At 68.3% G+C, this 16904-nt stretch carries 16 protein-coding genes; 13 read left to right on the forward strand and 3 right to left on the reverse strand.

Going from position 1 to position 16904, the window contains the following annotated elements:
- Window positions 1-11 precede the first annotated feature (11 nt).
- The 9 genes from ACXU4B_RS17475 to ilvA all read left to right on the forward strand — a co-directional run bounded on the left by ACXU4B_RS17475 (window position 12) and on the right by ilvA (window position 11053).
- Window positions 12-1016 carry a branched-chain amino acid transaminase gene (locus ACXU4B_RS17475; RefSeq protein ID WP_131413109.1) on the forward strand — a complete coding sequence of 335 codons (1005 nt, stop codon included), beginning with the start codon at window positions 12-14 and terminating at the stop codon, window positions 1014-1016.
- Window positions 1013-2425: a 3-isopropylmalate dehydratase large subunit gene (gene leuC / locus ACXU4B_RS17480; RefSeq protein WP_131413107.1), complete on the forward strand. Its 1413-nt coding sequence runs from the start codon at window positions 1013-1015 to the stop codon at window positions 2423-2425. The genes ACXU4B_RS17475 and leuC overlap by 4 nt, the downstream gene beginning before the upstream one ends.
- Window positions 2426-2687: 262 nt before the next feature.
- On the forward strand, window positions 2688-3272 hold the full coding sequence (gene leuD, locus ACXU4B_RS17485) for a 3-isopropylmalate dehydratase small subunit (protein WP_131413105.1): 585 nt from the start codon (window positions 2688-2690) through the stop codon (window positions 3270-3272).
- Window positions 3269-4366 (forward strand): 3-isopropylmalate dehydrogenase, encoded by a 1098-nt coding sequence (leuB, locus tag ACXU4B_RS17490; RefSeq protein WP_131413103.1) that lies wholly within the window; start codon window positions 3269-3271, stop codon window positions 4364-4366. The genes leuD and leuB overlap by 4 nt, the downstream gene beginning before the upstream one ends.
- A gap of 8 nt (window positions 4367-4374) precedes the next feature.
- Window positions 4375-6087, forward strand: coding sequence for a dihydroxy-acid dehydratase (gene ilvD / locus ACXU4B_RS17495; protein ID WP_131413101.1), 1713 nt, complete (start codon window positions 4375-4377; stop codon window positions 6085-6087).
- Window positions 6084-7103, forward strand: coding sequence for a ketol-acid reductoisomerase (gene ilvC, locus ACXU4B_RS17500; RefSeq protein ID WP_131413099.1), 1020 nt, complete (start codon window positions 6084-6086; stop codon window positions 7101-7103). Before ilvD ends, ilvC begins: the two co-directional genes overlap by 4 nt.
- A 243-nt stretch (window positions 7104-7346) precedes the next feature.
- Window positions 7347-9152: a biosynthetic-type acetolactate synthase large subunit gene (gene ilvB / locus ACXU4B_RS17505; protein WP_240734193.1), complete on the forward strand. Its 1806-nt coding sequence runs from the start codon at window positions 7347-7349 to the stop codon at window positions 9150-9152.
- A 90-nt stretch (window positions 9153-9242) separates the two neighbouring features.
- On the forward strand, window positions 9243-9491 hold the full coding sequence (ilvN, locus tag ACXU4B_RS17510; RefSeq protein WP_131413095.1) for an acetolactate synthase small subunit: 249 nt from the start codon (window positions 9243-9245) through the stop codon (window positions 9489-9491).
- Window positions 9488-11053: a threonine ammonia-lyase, biosynthetic gene (ilvA, locus tag ACXU4B_RS17515; protein ID WP_131413093.1), complete on the forward strand. Its 1566-nt coding sequence runs from the start codon at window positions 9488-9490 to the stop codon at window positions 11051-11053. Before ilvN ends, ilvA begins: the two co-directional genes overlap by 4 nt.
- 59 nt (window positions 11054-11112) lie before the next feature.
- On the opposite strand, the gene ACXU4B_RS17520 is transcribed toward ilvA, so the two are convergent.
- Window positions 11113-11490, reverse strand: coding sequence for a VOC family protein (locus ACXU4B_RS17520; protein WP_131413091.1), 378 nt, complete (start codon window positions 11488-11490; stop codon window positions 11113-11115).
- A 131-nt stretch (window positions 11491-11621) separates the two neighbouring features.
- On the opposite strand from ACXU4B_RS17520, the gene ubiA reads away from it, so the two are divergent.
- From ubiA to ACXU4B_RS17540, 4 genes are all read left to right on the forward strand, one after another.
- Window positions 11622-12647, forward strand: coding sequence for a 4-hydroxybenzoate octaprenyltransferase (gene ubiA, locus ACXU4B_RS17525; RefSeq protein WP_131413089.1), 1026 nt, complete (start codon window positions 11622-11624; stop codon window positions 12645-12647).
- A 203-nt stretch (window positions 12648-12850) separates the two neighbouring features.
- Complete coding sequence (locus ACXU4B_RS17530) at window positions 12851-13279, forward strand: YciI family protein (RefSeq protein WP_131413087.1); 429 nt, start codon at window positions 12851-12853, stop codon at window positions 13277-13279.
- 20 nt (window positions 13280-13299) lie between these two features.
- The gene (locus ACXU4B_RS17535) at window positions 13300-13713 is read left to right on the forward strand and encodes a VOC family protein (protein ID WP_131413085.1); all 414 of its coding nucleotides are present in this window, start codon (window positions 13300-13302) and stop codon (window positions 13711-13713) included.
- Between the two features lie 52 nt (window positions 13714-13765).
- Window positions 13766-15070, forward strand: coding sequence for an RNA polymerase sigma factor (locus ACXU4B_RS17540; protein ID WP_131413083.1), 1305 nt, complete (start codon window positions 13766-13768; stop codon window positions 15068-15070).
- A gap of 68 nt (window positions 15071-15138) precedes the next feature.
- On the opposite strand, the gene ACXU4B_RS17545 is transcribed toward ACXU4B_RS17540, so the two are convergent.
- Both ACXU4B_RS17545 and ACXU4B_RS17550 read right to left on the reverse strand, forming a co-directional pair.
- On the reverse strand, window positions 15139-15504 hold the full coding sequence (locus ACXU4B_RS17545) for an energy transducer TonB (protein ID WP_458910909.1): 366 nt from the start codon (window positions 15502-15504) through the stop codon (window positions 15139-15141).
- A 176-nt stretch (window positions 15505-15680) separates the two neighbouring features.
- Window positions 15681-16391, reverse strand: coding sequence for a CC0125/CC1285 family lipoprotein (locus tag ACXU4B_RS17550; RefSeq protein WP_165583251.1), 711 nt, complete (start codon window positions 16389-16391; stop codon window positions 15681-15683).
- Window positions 16392-16904: the final 513 nt, after the last annotated feature.

Genomic DNA, 16904 nt, shown 5'->3' on the forward strand with positions numbered 1-16904 from the left:
AGGAGCCATCCATGACCACGCCCTTCCTCTGGCACAACGGCCAGATCAAGCCCTGGACCGAAGCCACGGTCCACGTGAGCACCCACGCGCTGCACTACGGCTCCTCGGTGTTCGAGGGCGAGCGCGTCTACGCCACGCCGCAGGGCCCGGCCTATTTCCGCCTCGCCGACCACACCCGCCGCCTGTTCGAGTCGGCCCGGGTGTACGAGATCGAGATCGGCTACAGCGAGGACGACATCAACGCGGCCTGCCACGAGGTGATCCGCGCCAACCGCATGAAGTCGGCCTATGTGCGCCCGATCGTGTTCCGCGGCGCCGGCGGCCTGGGCGTGCTGCCCAAGGGCGACTCGCCGGTGGACGTGGCGATCATGGCGCTGGAATGGGGCGCGTACCTGGGTGACGCGATCGAACACGGCGCCGACGTGTGCGTGTCGTCGTGGCATCGGCCCGCGCCCAATACCCTGCCCAGCTGGGCCAAGGCCGGCGGCAATTACCTCAGCAGCCAGCTGATCGCGCTGGAAGCGCGTCGCGGTGGCTACGCCGAAGGCATCGCGCTCGGCCACAACGGCCTGTTGAGCGAGGGCGCGGGCGAGAACCTGTTCCTGGTCAAGAACGGCAAGCTGCTCACGCCGCCCACCAGCGCGGGCATCCTCGCCGGCATCACGCGCGAGTCGGTCATCACGCTTGCCGGCGAGCTGGGCATCGCGGTGGAAGAACGCGACCTGCCGCGCGAGGCGCTGTACACCGCCGACGAGATCTTCATGACCGGCACCGCTGCCGAGATCACGCCGGTGCGCTCGGTCGATCGCAAGCAGGTGGGCGCGGGCCGTCCCGGCGACGTGACGCGCGCGCTGCAGAAGGCCTTCTTTGGCCTGTTCGACGGCACCACCACCGACCAATGGGGCTGGCTCACGCCGGTGTCGGATGTGGTCGTCCCTGGCCAAGAAGATCAGAAAGCGGCCGTCCATGGCCGCACTCCCCATCAACAGCCGCCTTCGTTGGGAGCAGTGGCATGACGGCCAAGACGTTGTTCGAGAAACTCTGGGATGCACACGTCGTGGCGCCTGAAAGCGCCGACACGCCGGCGATCCTCTATGTCGACCTGCACCTGGTGCACGAAGTCACCTCGCCGCAGGCCTTCACCGAACTGCGCGAGCGCGGCCTGCGGCTGCGTCGCCCCGATCGCATGCTGGCCACGCTGGACCATTCCACGCCCACCCTGCCCGCCGGGGCGGACGGCGAGCGTCCCTATGCCAACGCGGAGGCCAGGGCACAGGTGGCGCAGCTGGAAGCCAACTGCCGGGAGTTCGGCGTCGAGCTGCACGGCTGGGACAGCAGCGATCGCGGCATCGTGCACGTGATCGGCCCTGAACTCGGCGCCACCCAGCCGGGCATGACCATCGTCTGCGGCGACAGCCACACGTCCACCCATGGCGCGTTCGGCGCGCTGGCGTTCGGCATCGGCACCACCGAGGTAGGCCACGTGATGGCCACCCAGTGCCTGCTGCAGCGCAAGCCCAGGACGCTGGCGATCCATGTGGACGGCCAGCTTCCCGCCGGGGTCGGCGCGAAGGACCTGATCCTGCACATCATCGGCGAGATCGGCGTGGACGGCGGCACCGGCTACGTCATCGAGTATCGCGGTGACGCCATCGAGCAGCTGTCGATGGAAGAGCGCATGACGGTGTGCAATATGTCGATCGAAGCGGGCGCGCGTGCAGGCCTGATCGCGCCGGATGCCACCACCTTCGCCTGGCTCAAGGGTCGCCCGCGCGCACCACAGGGCGCCGCCTGGGATGCCGCCGTGCAGCGCTGGCAGTCGCTGCGCACCGATGAAGGCGCCAGCTACGACCGCGAGGTGCGCATCGACGCCAGCAAGCTGCGCCCCACCATCACCTACGGCACGCACCCCGGTATGGCGATCGCCCTGGACAAGCCGGTGCCGCCGGCGCGCAACGCGCAGGAAAAGCGTGCGCTGGACTACATGCGCGCCGAGGCCGGCAAGCCGATGCAGGGCACCCCGGTCGACGTGGTGTTCATCGGCAGCTGCACCAACTCGCGCCTGTCCGACCTGCGCGAAGCCGCCCGGGTGCTGCGCGGCCGCCGCGTGGCCGAGGGCGTGCGCATGCTGGTGGTGCCAGGTTCCGAAGCGGTGCGCCGCGATGCCGAGCATGAAGGCCTGCACCACGTATTCACCGCCGCCGGTGCCGAGTGGCGCGTACCGGGCTGCTCGATGTGCATCGCCATGAACGGCGACCTGGCGCTGCCGGGACAGCTGGTGGTGAGCACGTCCAATCGCAATTTCGAAGGCCGCCAGGGCAAGGGCGCGCGCACCGTGCTGGCCAGCCCGGCCACGGCCGCCGCTTCCGCGGTCGCCGGCCGTATCGCCGATCCGCGCGAATATGCAACGGAGGTGGCGGCATGAGCATGCTCGCTTTTCTTCCTCTCCCCTCCGGGGAGAGGACCGAGGTGAGGGGTCACTCTTGCCTCAGTCCCACTTCAGAGCGCGCTTCGATCAGCGCGATCGCAAGCACCCGCCCCTCACCCCAGTCCTCTCCCCAGCGGGGAGAGGGAGCAAGAGCGCGCGCTTCGATCAGCGCCGCCGCAAGCACCCGCCCCTCGTCCGCCCCTTCGGGGCACCTTCTCCCCGGCGGGGAGAAGGGACGTTGCCATTCGGAGGTTTACTGATGCGCCCGATCACCCGCCTGCACTCGCGCACCGCCGTTCTCCCCGACGAGAACATCGACACCGACCGCATCATCCCGGCGCGCTTCCTCACCACCACCCAGCGCGCGGGCCTGGGCAAGCTGTGCTTCAACGACTGGCGTTACCAGGCCGATGGCAGCGACAACCCGGCGTTTCCGCTCAACCGGCCGCAGGCGCGGGGCTGCTCCATCCTGGTGGCCGGCCGCAACTTCGGTTGCGGCTCCTCGCGCGAGCACGCGCCCTGGGCCCTGCTCGACTACGGCATCCATGCCGTGCTCTGCAGCGAGATCGCGGACATCTTCCGCAACAACGCGCTGAAGAACGGCCTGCTCGCCATCGTGCTCGACGAGGCCGAGCACCACTGGCTGCTGGAGCACCCGGGCATCGAGCTCACCATCGATGTGCGCGAGCAGTACATCGCCCTGCCCGACGGCGGCCGCATCCGCTTCCAGCTCGAGCCGTTCGCGCGCCACTGCCTGCTCAACGGCGTCGACCAGCTGGGATACCTGCAACAACACGGTGATGCCATCACTGCCTACGAACAACGCACGGAGAAAGCCGCATGAGAGCGCATATCGTCACCCTGCCCGGCGACGGCGTCGGCCCCGAGGTCACTGCAGCGGCAGTCGCGGTGCTTGATGCGGTCGCCGCGCACTTCGACCACCACTTCCATTTCGAGGAGCACCTGATCGGCGGCTGCGCCATCGACGCCACCGGCGAACCGCTGCCGACTGCTTCGCTGGAAGCGTGCAAGGCCGCCGATGCCGTGCTGCTCGGTGCCGTCGGCGGCCCGCAGTGGTCCGATCCGAACGCGCCGGTACGGCCCGAGCAGGGCCTGCTGGCACTGCGCGCCGCTCTGGGCGTGTACGCCAACCTGCGCCCGCTGCAGGTGCACCCCGCGCTGGCGGCGCTGTCGCCGCTGAAGAACGAAAAGCTGAAGAACGTCGACGTGCTGTTCGTGCGCGAACTCACCGGAGGCGCCTACTTCGGCGCCAAGACGCGCACCATCGATACCGCCATCGACGAGTGCAAGTACACGGTGGCCGAAGTGGAGCGCGTGGTGCGCCGCGCCTTCGACCTGGCCCGCGAGCGCCGCCGGCACGTCACCTCGGTGGACAAGGCCAACGTGCTGGAAACCTCGCGCCTGTGGCGCAGCACGGTGCAGCGCATCGCCGCCGAATACCCGGACGTGACGCTGGAGCACCAGCTGGTCGATTCCATGGCGATGCTGCTGCTGACGCAGCCTGGTCGTTACGACGTGGTGGTCACCGAGAACCTGTTCGGCGACATCCTCACCGACGAAGCCGCTGCACTGGCGGGCTCGCTGGGCCTGCTGCCGTCCGCTTCGCTGGGTGAAGGCAAGGCCGGCCTGTACGAACCGATCCATGGCTCGGCGCCGGACATCGCGGGTCAGGGCGCGGCCAACCCGACCGGCGCGATGCTGTCCGCCGCCCTGCTGCTGCGCCATTCGCTGGGCCTGGAACAGGAAGCGACGGCAGTCGAAGCGGCGGTGGCCGAGGTGATCGCCCATGGCCCGCGCACGCGCGATGTCGGTGGCCACGCCGGTACGCAGGCGGTGCTTGAGGCGGTGCTGGCCTCGCTCGACGAACACGCCTGCAATGCAGCGGCTTTCCTGCGCTGGGGGCGGGCCTGCGGATGAGCGCCACGATGCGTAGCGATCTGATCAAGACCGGCCCGGACCGTGCACCGGCGCGCGCCATGCTGCGCGCCACCGGCCTGGACGACGCGGCCATCGCCAGGCCGCTGGTGGCGGTGGTGCACACGTGGTCCAACGTGAGCCCGTGCAACCTCAACCTGCGCGAACTGGCGGAGCACGTGGCGGAGGGCATTCGCGCCGCCGGCGGCACGCCGATCGAGTTCAACACCATCGCCGTCACCGACGGCATCGCCATGGGCACGCCGGGCATGCGCGCCTCGCTGATCAGCCGCGAGGTGATTACCGATTCCATCGAGCTGGCCGTGGACGGTCATTGCCTCGATGCGATGGTGGTGCTGTGCGGCTGCGACAAGACCATTCCGGCCGCCGCCATGGCGATGGCGCGCCTGGATATTCCCAGCGTCGCGCTCTACGGCGGGACCATCGCGCACGGCACGCACGATAACCATCCGATCACCATCCAGCAGGTGTTCGAGGCGGTGGGCGCGCATGGCGCCGGCAAGATCGACGACGCCGAACTGGCCTCCGTGGAACGCGATGCCTGCCCCGGCGCCGGTGCCTGCGGCGGCCAGTTCACCGCCAACACGATGGCGATGGTACTGACCACGCTGGGCCTGTCGCCAATGGGGTTCAACGATATTCCGGCCACGCATCCCGCCAAGGCCGCGGCGGCGCGCCGCTGCGGCGAGCTGGTGATGGAGTGCTTCAAGGAAAACCGCACGCCGCGTGCCATGCTCACGCCGACCGCGTTTCGCAATGCGGCACGCATGGTCGCCGCCACCGCCGGCTCCACCAATGCGGTATTGCACCTGCTGGCCATTGCGCGCGAAGCGGGTACGCCGTGGACGCTGGAGGATTTCGAGCCGGCCTCCAGGCACACGCCGGTGATCGCCGACCTGCTGCCCGGTGGCCGCTACACCGCCGTCGAGATGTTCGGCGCGGGCGGCAGCGCTCGCGTGGCGCAGGAGCTGATCGCCGCCGGCATGCTCGACGATGCGCCCACCATCACCGGCCGCAGCCTGTTCGCGGAGGCCGCCTCGGCACCGCGTGCGGCGCAGCAGGACGTGGTGCATCCGGTGACGCAGCCGCTGAAGCCGCGTGGCGGCTATTCGATCCTCTACGGCAACCTCGCGCCGGAAGGCTGCATCCTCAAGCTCGCCGGCAAGGGCGCCGGTCATTTCGAAGGCCGCGCCCGCGTGTTCGAGAGCGAGGAGCAAGCCTTCGCCGCCGTGCAGGGCGGCAGCATCGGCAAGGGCGATGTCATCGTCATCCGCAACGAAGGTCCTGCCGGCGGCCCCGGCATGCGCGAAATGCTCGGCGTCACCGCGGCACTGGTCGGGCGTGGCCTGGGCGACGACGTCGCGCTGATCACCGACGGCCGCTTCTCCGGTGCCACCCACGGCTACATGGTCGGGCACATCGCGCCCGAGGCCGTGCGCGGCGGCCCGATTGCGCTGCTGCGCGAGGGCGACCGCATCCGCATCGATGCCGACAGCCGCCAGATCAGCACCGACGCCGACCTCGCCGTCCGTCGCGCCAGCTGGCAGCCGCCCGCGCCAAAGGTCACCCGTGGCGCACTGGCCAAGTACGCGCGCCTGGTGGGATCCGCATCCGACGGCGCCACCACGCACCCTTCCACGTCTCGCAGCACTTCCGCTTCCCAACACGTCAACGAAGACATGACCGCAGGAGTCACCGCATGAGCACCCAGACCTCGAACGACACCCTCGCCAAGGCCCGTATCGCCGTACTCGGCTACGGCAGCCAGGGCCGCGCCCACGCCCTCAACCTGCGCGACTCCGGTCTCGATGTCGTGGTTGGCCTGCGCAAGAACGGCCCCTCGTGGGAGAAGGCGCGCGCCGAAGGCTTCAGCGTGGCCGAGCCGGGCGATGCCGTGAAGGACGCCGACCTAGTTGCCGTGCTCACGCCGGACATGGTGCAGCCGGCGCTCTATCGCGAGCACATCGCGCCGAACATCAAGCCCGGCGCCGCGCTGCTGTTCGCGCATGGCTTCAACGTGCACTTCGGGCAGATCGAGCCGCGCAAGGACATCGACGTGATCCTGGTCGCGCCCAAGGGCCCGGGCGCGCTGGTGCGCCGCGAGTATGAAATCGGCCGCGGCGTGCCGAGCATCTGGGCGGTCCACCAGGACGTCAGCGGTCATGCCGAGGCCAGGGCCAAGGCCTATGCCGACGGCATCGGCGGCGGTCGCGCGCTGCTGATCAGGACCGACTTCAAGGAAGAGACCGAGACCGACCTGTTCGGCGAACAGGCCGTGCTGTGCGGCGGCGCCAGCTCGCTGGTGCAGGCCGGCTTCGAGACGCTGGTGGAAGCCGGCTACCAGCCGGAGATCGCGTACTACGAAGTGCTGCACGAACTGAAGCTGATCGTGGACCTGTTCTACGAAGGCGGCATCGCCCGCATGCTGGAGTTCGTCTCCGAGACTGCCCAGTACGGCGACTACGTGAGCGGCCCGCGCGTGATCGACGCCGGCACCAAGGCGCGCATGAAGGACGTGCTCAAGGACATCCAGGACGGCACCTTCGCCCGCAACTGGATCGCCGAGTACAACGCCGGCCTGCCCAACTACAAGAAGTTCAAGCAGGCCGACCTGGAGCACCCGGTGGAACAGGTGGGCGCCAGGCTGCGCGCGCGCATGCCGTGGCTGCAGGCGAATGCGCCGAAGCCGGCCGCCGAGCCGCTCAAGAAAGTGGGTTGATGTTTGATCGCCTCTCCCTGCGTGCAGGGGGAGTTTCGAAGGGGGGCTTGTCCCGCAAGCGCGTCGTTCCCCCTCACGGCCCTCTCCTGCTCACGCGGGGGAGGGAGTTTTCTCCGCCAGTCCCCTGAACTTTCCAAGCGCCGCGACACCGGCGCCACCCAAGGAAACGCGACCACCGTGAACCTGCCACTGCAAAAGGAGCTTCCCTCATCCGCTGCGACCCACCCGCTGGCCGGCCAGGCCATGAGCGGCGCGGAAGTGGTGGTGCAGGTGCTGGCCGACGAAGGCGTCGATGTGCTGTTCGGCTATTCGGGCGGCGCCATCCTGCCGGTGTACGACGCGGTATTCCGTTTCAATGCCACCCATCTGTCGCCACTCGGCGGCGAAGCGATGCCGCTGATCGTCCCCGCCAATGAACAGGGCGCCGGCTTCATGGCAGCGGGTTACGCGCGCGCTTCCGGCAAGGTGGGCGTGGCCATCGTCACCTCGGGCCCGGGCGCGACCAACATGGTGACGCCGGTACGCGACGCCATGGCCGATTCGGTGCCGATGGTGGTGATCTGCGGCCAGGTACCCACCGCGGCGCTGGGCAGCGACGCGTTCCAGGAGGCGCCCGTCAGCAACATCATGAGTGCGTGCGCCAAGCATGTGTTCCTGCTCACCGAGCCCTCGCGCCTTGAGGCCACGCTGCGCACCGCCTTCGAGATCGCGCGCAGCGGACGGCCCGGTCCGGTGGTGGTGGACATTCCCAAGGACGTGCAGAACACCTCGCTCACGTTTGCCGGCACGGGCAGCCTGCCCATTCCCGGCTACCGCGCGCGCCAGCACGCCATCGAACATGCCCGGCTCGACGACGCACGCTGTGCCGCCTTTTTCGAGGCGCTGGCGAAAGCGAAGCGCCCCCTCATCTACGCCGGCGGCGGCGTCATCGCCGGCGAGTCGTCGGCGACGCTGCGCGCCTTCGTGCAGCAGTTCGGTCTGCCGGTGACCACCACGCTGATGGGGATCGGCGCCGTCGACACCACCGGACCGCTGGCACTGCACATGCTGGGCATGCATGGCACCGCCTATGCCAATTACGCGGTGGAAGACTGCGATTTCCTGCTGGCGCTGGGCGCGCGTTTCGACGACCGCGTCGCCAGCGTTCCCGACAAGTTCGCGCCCAATGCGCGCTTCATCGCCCAGGTCGACATCGACCCCGCCGAAATCGGCAAGGTGAAGCCGGTGCACTGGCACCATCACGGCGACCTCGACCGCAGCCTGTCGCGCCTGCAGCAGTATGGCCTGCGCCATGGCCTGCACTTCGCCGGCGACGGCCGCTACGCCGAGTGGCATGCGCATATCGCGGCGCTCAAGGGCACGCATGCGCTGGACTATGACCGCGACAGTGCGCTGATCCAGCCGCAGGCGGTGATCGAGGCGATCAACCGCCACACCCAGGGGCGCGCAGTGATCAGCACCGGGGTCGGCCAGCACCAGATGTGGGCCGCGCAGTACTTCGATTTCCGCGAGCCACGCCATTGGCTCACCTCCGGCTCGATGGGCACGATGGGCTTCGGCTTGCCCGCCGCGATCGGCGCCCAGTTCGCGCGGCGCGACGCGGTGGTGATCGACATCGACGGCGACGCCAGCATCCGCATGAACCTGGGCGAGCTGGAGACCGTCACCACCTACAACCTGCCGGTCAAGGTGGTCGTGCTCAACAACATCGGCGACGGCATGGTGCGGCAATGGCAGAAGCTGTTCTTCCGCGGCCGCTTCGCCTCGTCCGACAAGAGCCTGCACAAGAAGGACTTCATCAAGACTGCGCAGGCCGATGGCTTCGAGTGGGCGCGGCGGCTGGAGCACAAGGCAGACCTGGCCGACACCATCGCCGACTTCATTGCCTTTGATGGACCGGCGTTCCTGGAAGTGATGATCGATCCGGATGCCGGTGTGTACCCGATGGTCGGTCCTGGCGCCACCTATGCGCAGATGATCACCGGGGACTTTATTCCGTCGCGCGTGGCGCCTGCGGCCGCAGGGGATGCGACCAGCGACATGTTCTGACCACCATCGTCCTCGCGCAGGCGGGGACCCAGCGGCTTTTGCCCGACAAGGCGCTGGATTGACGGATCTGCGGGGCCATGGAGTCTTGTCATGAAACACACGCTATCGATCCTGCTGCAGAACGAATCCGGCGCGCTGATGCGCGTGGCCGGCCTGTTCGCCGCGCGCCACTGCAACATCGACACGCTGACGGTCGCCGCCACGCAGGACCCCGAAGTGTCGCAACTGACCCTGGTGATGCATGGCGCCGACGAGACGGTGGAACAGATCATCAAGCAGACGCGCAAGCTCGTCGATGTGATCGAAGTCAGCCACCCGGCGGCAGCCACGACGCCATGAGCGCGGCGGCCGAGCACGCCGGAGCGTTCACCGGCCCCGGCGGGCACGAGTTGCTGCGCCAGACGCTGGGGGCACGGGTGTACGAGGTGGCGCGCGAGACCGCGCTGGAACCGGCCCCGCTGCTTTCCGCCCGCCTCGGCCAGCGCGTGCTGCTCAAGCGTGAGGACCAGCAGCCGGTGTTCTCGTTCAAGCTGCGCGGCGCCTATAACCGCATGGCCGGTCTCGATGCGGCGCAGCGCGCCCGCGGCGTGATCGCCGCCTCGGCCGGCAACCATGCGCAGGGCGTGGCGCTGGCCGCGGCACGGCTCGGCATCCGCGCGGTGATCGTGATGCCGGTGACCGCACCGCAAGTAAAGGTGGATGCCGTCCGGCGTTTCGGTGGCGCGCAGGTCGAGGTCGTGCTGGCCGGCGATTCGTACAGCGACGCCCAGGCCGTTGCGGCCCAGTGGCAGGCACGCCACGGCCATACCTTCGTGCATCCGTTCGACGATCCGGCGGTGATTGCCGGCCAGGCCACCGTGGGCATGGAGATCCTGCGCCAGCATCCCGGTCCGCTGCATGCGGTGTTCGTACCGGTCGGTGGCGGTGGGCTGCTCGCCGGGGTCGCCGGCTATGTCAAGGCGCTACGGCCCGACGTCAGGGTGATCGGCGTGCAGACCGTCGACTCGGACGCCATGGCCCGCTCGCTCGAGGCCGGGGCGCCGGTCAGCCTGCCGGAAGTGGGCCTGTTCGCCGATGGCACCGCGGTCAAGCGCGTGGGCGAACTCACCTTTGCGCTCTGTCGCGAGCATGTCGATGCCATGGTGCGGGTCGACACCGACGCCATCTGCGCAGCCATACGCGATGTGTTCCAGGACACGCGCAGCGTGCCCGAGCCGGCCGGCGCGCTGGCGCTGGCGGGCCTGAAGCACTACGTCGCCACGCACGGCGCGACCGCCGAACCGATGGTTGCCATCGTCTCCGGCGCCAATCTCAATTTCGACCGGCTGCGCTTCGTGGCCGAGCGCGCCGAAGTGGGCGAGCAGCGGGAAGCGGTGTTCGCGGTGACCATTCCGGAAGAACGCGGCAGTTTCCGCCGCTTTTGCGCCGCACTGGACCAGCGCAGCATCACCGAATTCAACTACCGCATCGGCAGTGCGACGGAAGCGCACATCTTCGTCGGCGTGCAAACCACGCGGCGCGACGAGCGCGACACGCTGAGCAGCGCCTTCCGGGCGCATGGCTTCGGCGTGCTCGACCTTACCGACGACGAACTGGCCAAGCTGCACCTGCGCCACATGATCGGCGGCCGCTCGCCGCTGGCGCGGGACGAGTTGTTGTACCGCTTCGAGTTTCCCGAACGTCCCGGCGCGCTCACGCGCTTCCTTGGCCACATGCACCCGGACTGGAATATCAGCCTGTTCCACTACCGCAACCAGGGTGCCGACCATGGCCGCATCCTGGTCGGCCTGCAGGTACCGTCGGCCGAGCGCGCGCTGTTCCAGTCGTTCCTGCAGGCGCTGGGCTATCCGTTTCGCGACGAGAGCGACAACCCCGCGTATCGCCTGCTGCTGCGCGGATAGCGCGCCGCCCCGCGGCGGCAGCGAAGCTTCGCGCCGGGACGAAGACGATCGGTGGCCGGTCAGGCGACCGGTCCCGCGCCACCCTCGTCGCCGACGTCCAGTTCGAACACATGGTTGTCGTAGTCGCTGAAATACAGCGCCGTGTCGCCCCGCGCCAGCTGGAAATCCAGCGCCAGCGCCTGCAGGCGTTCCGCACAGGCCAGCTGTTCAGCCTTGCTGACCTGAAAGGCGATGTGGTCGCCGTTGCGCGAGGCCGGCCCTTGGCCGCGGACCAGCACGAACTCCAGCCCGGCAAGCTGGACGATGACCTCCGGATGCGCATCGGCGGCGTCCTCCTCCCGCGTGATCCGCGCATCGGCGAACACGTCGGTGAGCAGGCGCGCGCTGCGCGTGGGGTTGGTGACCACCAGGGCGATGTGACTGAGTGACTGTGGCATGGCGACTCCTGCCCGGGCCCGCGGGAACCGCACGATTGTAGGCCAGCCGGGACGACGGAAAGACGACGGCCAGGCGCAAACCTGCGCTCCGTCACGCCACCGGGGGCAGCCGGCCACGCTAAACTCCCGGGATGGCTCCTTCCTCACGCAAGCGCCAGTGGCGCAATCTGTCCACGTCGACCAAGCCGCGGTCCCGTCCTGGCGACAGCGCGAAGTCGGCCGCGACGGGCCACCCTGCCGACAGTTCCACGCTCGCCACCCGCGTGCTCGAGTGGTTGCTGCAACGCCTGCCCGCGGCCCACCGCGAGAAGGCGCGCAATTACCTGGTGCTCACACGCATGGACCGGCCGATTGGCGCGCTGTTGTTGCTGTGGCCCACGTGGTGGGCGCTGTGGCTGGCCGCGGCGGATTTTCCACCGCTGAAGCTGCTGGTGATCTTCACCCTTGGCGTGTTCTCCATGCGCGCCGCCGGCTGCGCCATCAACGACTTCGCCGACCGCAAGCTCGATCCGCAGGTGGCGCGCACCGCGGGCCGGCCGATCGCCGCGGGGCGCGTGACGCCGCGCGAGGCGCTGATCGTGTTCGCCAGCCTGCTGGTGTTTTCGTTCCTGCTGGTGCTGTTCACCAACGCCTTCACCATCAAGTTGTCGCTGGTGGGTGCTGCGCTCGCCGCGATCTATCCGTTCACCAAGCGCTATACGCACATGCCGCAGGTCGTGCTGGGCGCGGCCTTCGGCTGGTCGATCCCGATGGCGTTCGCGGCAGTGTCCGGTACGGTGCCGGCGCTGGGCTGGCTGCTGTTCATCGCCAACATCATCTGGTCGGTGGTCTACGACACCGAGTACGCCATGGTGGACCGCGACGACGACATCAAGGCCGGCGCCAAGTCCACCGCCATCCTCTTTGGCGACGCCGACCTGCCCATCCTCGGCATCCTGATGGCGACCTTCCTGCTCGCCATGCTGTTCGTCGGCCAGCGCGCGGCGCTGGGCTGGCCGTACTGGCTGGGCCTGCTGGTGGCGGCCGGCCTGTTCGGCTGGCAGCTGTGGCGCATGCGCGAGCGTGCGCGCGATGCCTGCCTGTGGGCATTCCGCAACAACAACTGGCTCGGCATGGCGCTGTGGATCGGCATCGTGCTGGCGCTGGCCATGCGCTGATCCGACGAGGCGGTCCTCACGGTCGGCCGACAGCCCGGGGCGCATGCTCGGCTGCCTTGGCCGGCCGGGCAGCCGGCGCGGGAAAAATCGCGGTGAGACGCTGTCGATTCCGCCCGGCGTCGTTCGACGTCCAGGTAAGAGCTGCCCAGGCGATCGGACCGATGGCCAGCACTCGAACCTGCCACCCGAAGGGAGTAACGACAATGCGATTCATGGCCATGGTGCGCGCCACGCGCGCCTCCGAAGCCGGCGAGATGCCGAGCGAGAAGCTGCTGACCGAGATGGGTCGGTTCAACGAAGAACTGGTGAAGGCCGGCGTGCTGCTGGCCGGCGAAGGCCTGCATCCCAGCGCGCGCGGGGCGCGCATCCGCTATGCGGGCGACCAGCGCACGGTGATCGACGGGCCGTTTGCGGAAACCAAGGAACTGATCGCCGGCTTCTGGCTGTTGCAGGTCGCCTCGCTGGAAGAAGCGGTCGAATGGCTCAAGCGAGCGCCCAATCCCTTCGATGGCATCGAGTCGGAGGTAGAGATACGCCGTGTGTACGAAGCGGAGGACTTCGGCGCGGAGTTCACGCCCGAGCTGCAGGAACAGGAAGCAAAGCTGCGCGCACAGATGGCCAACCAGGCCTGATCCGGACAGGGAGACCGACCATGCAAGTACAGGCTTATTTGTTCTTCGAAGGCCGCTGCGAAGAAGCGCTGGCCTTCTACACCAAGACCATCGGCGCCCAGGTGCTGATGCTGAAGCGCTACAAGGAGGCACCGCCCAACCATGAGGGTCCCACGCAGCCGCCCGAACTGGCCGAAAAGGTGATGCACGCCAGCTTCCGCGTGGGCGAGAGCGTGGTCATGGGTTCCGATGGCTACAGCCGGGGCGAGCCGAAGTTCGAGGGGTTCTCCCTTTCGCTGACCGTCGCCAGCGACGATGAGGCGGCACGCGTGTTCAAGGCGCTTGTCGATGGCGGTGAAGCGACCATGCCACTGGAAAAGACGTTCTTCTCTTCCAGCTTCGGCATGCTGAAGGACCGCTTCGGCGTGCACTGGATGGTGATGGCGGCCCCGTAATGGGTGTTGCGGGGATTGCGTGGGACGCGGGCCAGTGCTGTGATCGGTCGCCATGACGGCGACCGATATCCATCGCACCATCGACGCGGTCTGGCGCATCGAATCGCCACGGCTCATCGCCGGGCTTGCCCGCATCGTGCGCGACGTGGGCATGGCCGAAGAACTGGCGCAGGACGCACTGGTGGCGGCGCTCGAACAGTGGCCGGGTTCCGGCGTGCCGCGCAATCCGGGCGCCTGGCTGATGACCGCCGCCAAGCATCGTGCCATCGACCAGTTGCGTAGGCAGGCGCTGCACCGGCGCAAGGCAGACGAACTGGCGCGCGAGATCGAAGCCCAACTCGAACTGACCGTGGCGGACCCCGATGCCATGCTCGACGACCCGATTGGCGACGACCTGCTGAGCCTGGTATTCACGGCATGCCACCCGGTGCTGTCCACCGAGGCGCGCGTGGCACTGACCCTGCGGATGCTTGGCGGCCTCACCACGCCGGAGATCGCGCGCGCCTTCCTGGTGCCCGAGCCGACGGTGGCGCAACGCATCGTGCGCGCCAAGCGCACGCTCAGCGATGCCCACGTGCCGTTCGAGGTGCCGCGCGGCGAGGAGTTGTCGGTGCGGCTCGCCTCGGTGCTCGAGGTCGTCTACCTGATCTTCAACGAAGGTTACGCGGCCACCGCCGGCGACGACTGGATGCGCCCGTCGTTGTGCCAGGAGGCCATGCGTCTCGGCCGAGTGCTGGCCGGACTGGCGCCGGCGGAACCGGAAGTCCATGGGCTGGTGGCGCTGATGGAGATCCAGGCCTCGCGCACGGCGGCCCGCACCGGTCCGAACGGCGAACCGATCCTGCTCGGCGATCAGGACCGCGCCCGCTGGGACCAGTTGCTGATACGGCGTGGACTGGCCGCGTTGCAGCGCGCGGAGGCCTTGGGCGGCGCACAGGGCTCGTATGCACTGCAGGCCGCCATTGCCGCCTGTCATGCACGCGCACGCACGGCGGACGAAACCGACTGGCAACGCATTGCCGCGCTTTACGACACGCTGGCCGCGCGCCTGCCGTCACCGGTGGTCGCACTCAACCGCGCCGTCGCGCACGCCATGGCCTTTGGTCCCGAGGTGGGACTTGCACTGGTCGACGCGCTACGCGACGAGCCCACCCTCCGCCGCTATCACCTCCTGCCCGGCGTGCGCGGCGATCTCCTTGCCAGGCTCGGCCGGCATGGCGAGGCACGAGCGGAATTCGAACGCGCCGCCACGCTCACCCTCAACAACCGCGAGCGCCGCCTGCTGCTGCAGCGCGCCGAGACATCCCTGCAGGCGGCGGGCGGATCGCAGGACCAGGTCCTTGACAGCCCCACGTAGGCAAGGCCGTGCGCAGTTCCGCACGGCCCCGCCCGACCCGCCTCGGCGCGGATACGCGTTCGCGCCGATCAGGGCGTCGGCGATGCCACCAGCGGCGGCGGTGACAGCGTGAGCAGGTGGAAATTGATCGGTTCGCGTACGTAACTCGGATAGGGAACGCCGTCGATGGTTCCGGGCGTGAACAGCCAGTCGCGGGCAGTGTCCACCGCGGTCTGGTCCAGCTCCAGGTAACCGCTGGACTGCTCGACCCTTACCTCGGCGACATGTCCGGTGGTGTTGACGAGCATGATCAGGGTCACCGTGCCCTCATGGCGCAGCCGTATGGCCTTGACCGGGTACTTGACGTGCTGGTCGCCGATTTTTGCCGGCGGAATACGCACCGGGTCGTGCTTCACCGGTGCGCAGGCGGCGCATAGCAGGACGACCGCGAGCATCGCCGCGCGCTTTATCCACGCATGCCGCACCAACCGCATGTGTCGCGAACTATTGTTCATGGCCGGAACCTCGTGAGATGCGCTGGGCCGCGCATGGCTGCGCGCCAAGGTGGATGGATGCACGACGGCCGGCACGGCGGCCGGCAAATCACGTCGCCCGGTTCGTTGCCACCGCATCATGTGCTGGTACCCATGCGTATCACCGTCGCACGCTTGAGCACGTCCTCGCGCGCCGGTGGCTTCACCTTGCCCTTGGACGTGACATAGGGCCCGAGCGTGGCCAGGATCGAGTCGGCGTTGAGTGCCACGCGCACCGAAGCCGGCAACGGCACGTGATAAAGCGACACCACGCCGTGGGCATTCCAGCGCGTCACCGTGGCCGTGCCGCCGGGCACATAGATCGTGTGGAAGCCCCCGCCGCCGCCGCCCTTGGCCGGGATCAGCGTCGCACCATCATCGTCGGCAAAGGACACCGGCGCCCCGCTGGCTGACGGTGGTGCGGGCGGCGCAGGCGGCGCCGGGGGCGCCGGCGGTGCGGACTTGAGTGGCCCGAACGGCTCGTAGTGCGGCGTGCCCGGCTGCGTCCAGGGATAGGGCGACTTCGCCTTGTCGCTGGCAGGCACCGTCAGCGTGAAAGCCTCATAGCCGCGCTCATGGGTCAACTCCGCGCAACGGTAGATCCAGTAATACCAGACCATGTCGGAGCTGGTGTTGCCGTTCCCGTAGAAGTACACGTTATACGTCGTGTCACTCACCTGGAACTCGGAATAACCACCGCTGGCCGCCTGCTTCTGATACGGCGTGGCGGTCTTGCATGCGCTCAATGACAACGTCAGTAGCGTGACGGCCACCCATGGCAGCACGCGACCCATCAACCCGAAGCCCATCGTTTCTCCCTGCCCTGTTCGGCGCGACGTTATTGACCCGAGGCATCCAGCCACGGTCAGGCATGCCCGTCCACGCACGCCCATCGGCGCGCGGACCAGGCTTCATGCATGCACGTGAATGTGTCCGACCTGGCCCGTTGCGCAAACCAGCCACGCACCTTGTGACGCCAGTGCGCTACCAGTCAACAACGTGCCCATGCCCCCTTGCATGCCGGCCATTCCCCGACGGCCGGCTGCAAAATACTAACGTCATTTCGCAAAAAACGCGCGGGCATATGGCCGTCCATCGGCACGCGCCCGAATCCTGTTGATTTCAACGAGAATCGAAAGAACTTTCGCCACAGCGCGCTCATGCCCGATGAGTCATGCGCCCCGGAGACCGACTCAGGCGCAGCCATGCGCCCATGCGGTCGTCGCGCCGATGGCTTGCAGCTGGACGGGACGCGCCGTGCCTGGCGAGGGAGCGATGACGACGAAGCATGCGCCTGCCAGCCCGAACGCTTGCTCATTCAG

The organism is Dyella soli (genome assembly GCF_054482295.1).

Bases quoted from the DNA above. Each gene is read 5' to 3' on its own strand.
- ACXU4B_RS17475 (WP_131413109.1), top strand. From the start codon at position 12: ATGACCACGCCCTTCCTCTGGCACAACGGCCAGATCAAGCCCTGGACC.
- leuC (WP_131413107.1), top strand. From the start codon at position 1,013: ATGACGGCCAAGACGTTGTTCGAGAAACTCTGGGATGCACACGTCGTG.
- leuD (WP_131413105.1), top strand. From the start codon at position 2,688: ATGCGCCCGATCACCCGCCTGCACTCGCGCACCGCCGTTCTCCCCGAC.
- leuB (WP_131413103.1), top strand. From the start codon at position 3,269: ATGAGAGCGCATATCGTCACCCTGCCCGGCGACGGCGTCGGCCCCGAG.
- ilvD (WP_131413101.1), top strand. From the start codon at position 4,375: ATGCGTAGCGATCTGATCAAGACCGGCCCGGACCGTGCACCGGCGCGC.
- ilvC (WP_131413099.1), top strand. From the start codon at position 6,084: ATGAGCACCCAGACCTCGAACGACACCCTCGCCAAGGCCCGTATCGCC.
- ilvB (WP_240734193.1), top strand. From the start codon at position 7,347: ATGAGCGGCGCGGAAGTGGTGGTGCAGGTGCTGGCCGACGAAGGCGTC.
- ilvN (WP_131413095.1), top strand. From the start codon at position 9,243: ATGAAACACACGCTATCGATCCTGCTGCAGAACGAATCCGGCGCGCTG.
- ilvA (WP_131413093.1), top strand. From the start codon at position 9,488: ATGAGCGCGGCGGCCGAGCACGCCGGAGCGTTCACCGGCCCCGGCGGG.
- ACXU4B_RS17520 (WP_131413091.1), bottom strand. From the start codon at position 11,490: ATGCCACAGTCACTCAGTCACATCGCCCTGGTGGTCACCAACCCCACG.
- ubiA (WP_131413089.1), top strand. From the start codon at position 11,622: ATGGCTCCTTCCTCACGCAAGCGCCAGTGGCGCAATCTGTCCACGTCG.
- ACXU4B_RS17530 (WP_131413087.1), top strand. From the start codon at position 12,851: ATGCGATTCATGGCCATGGTGCGCGCCACGCGCGCCTCCGAAGCCGGC.
- ACXU4B_RS17535 (WP_131413085.1), top strand. From the start codon at position 13,300: ATGCAAGTACAGGCTTATTTGTTCTTCGAAGGCCGCTGCGAAGAAGCG.
- ACXU4B_RS17540 (WP_131413083.1), top strand. From the start codon at position 13,766: ATGACGGCGACCGATATCCATCGCACCATCGACGCGGTCTGGCGCATC.
- ACXU4B_RS17545 (WP_458910909.1), bottom strand. From the start codon at position 15,504: ATGCTCGCGGTCGTCCTGCTATGCGCCGCCTGCGCACCGGTGAAGCAC.
- ACXU4B_RS17550 (WP_165583251.1), bottom strand. From the start codon at position 16,391: ATGGGCTTCGGGTTGATGGGTCGCGTGCTGCCATGGGTGGCCGTCACG.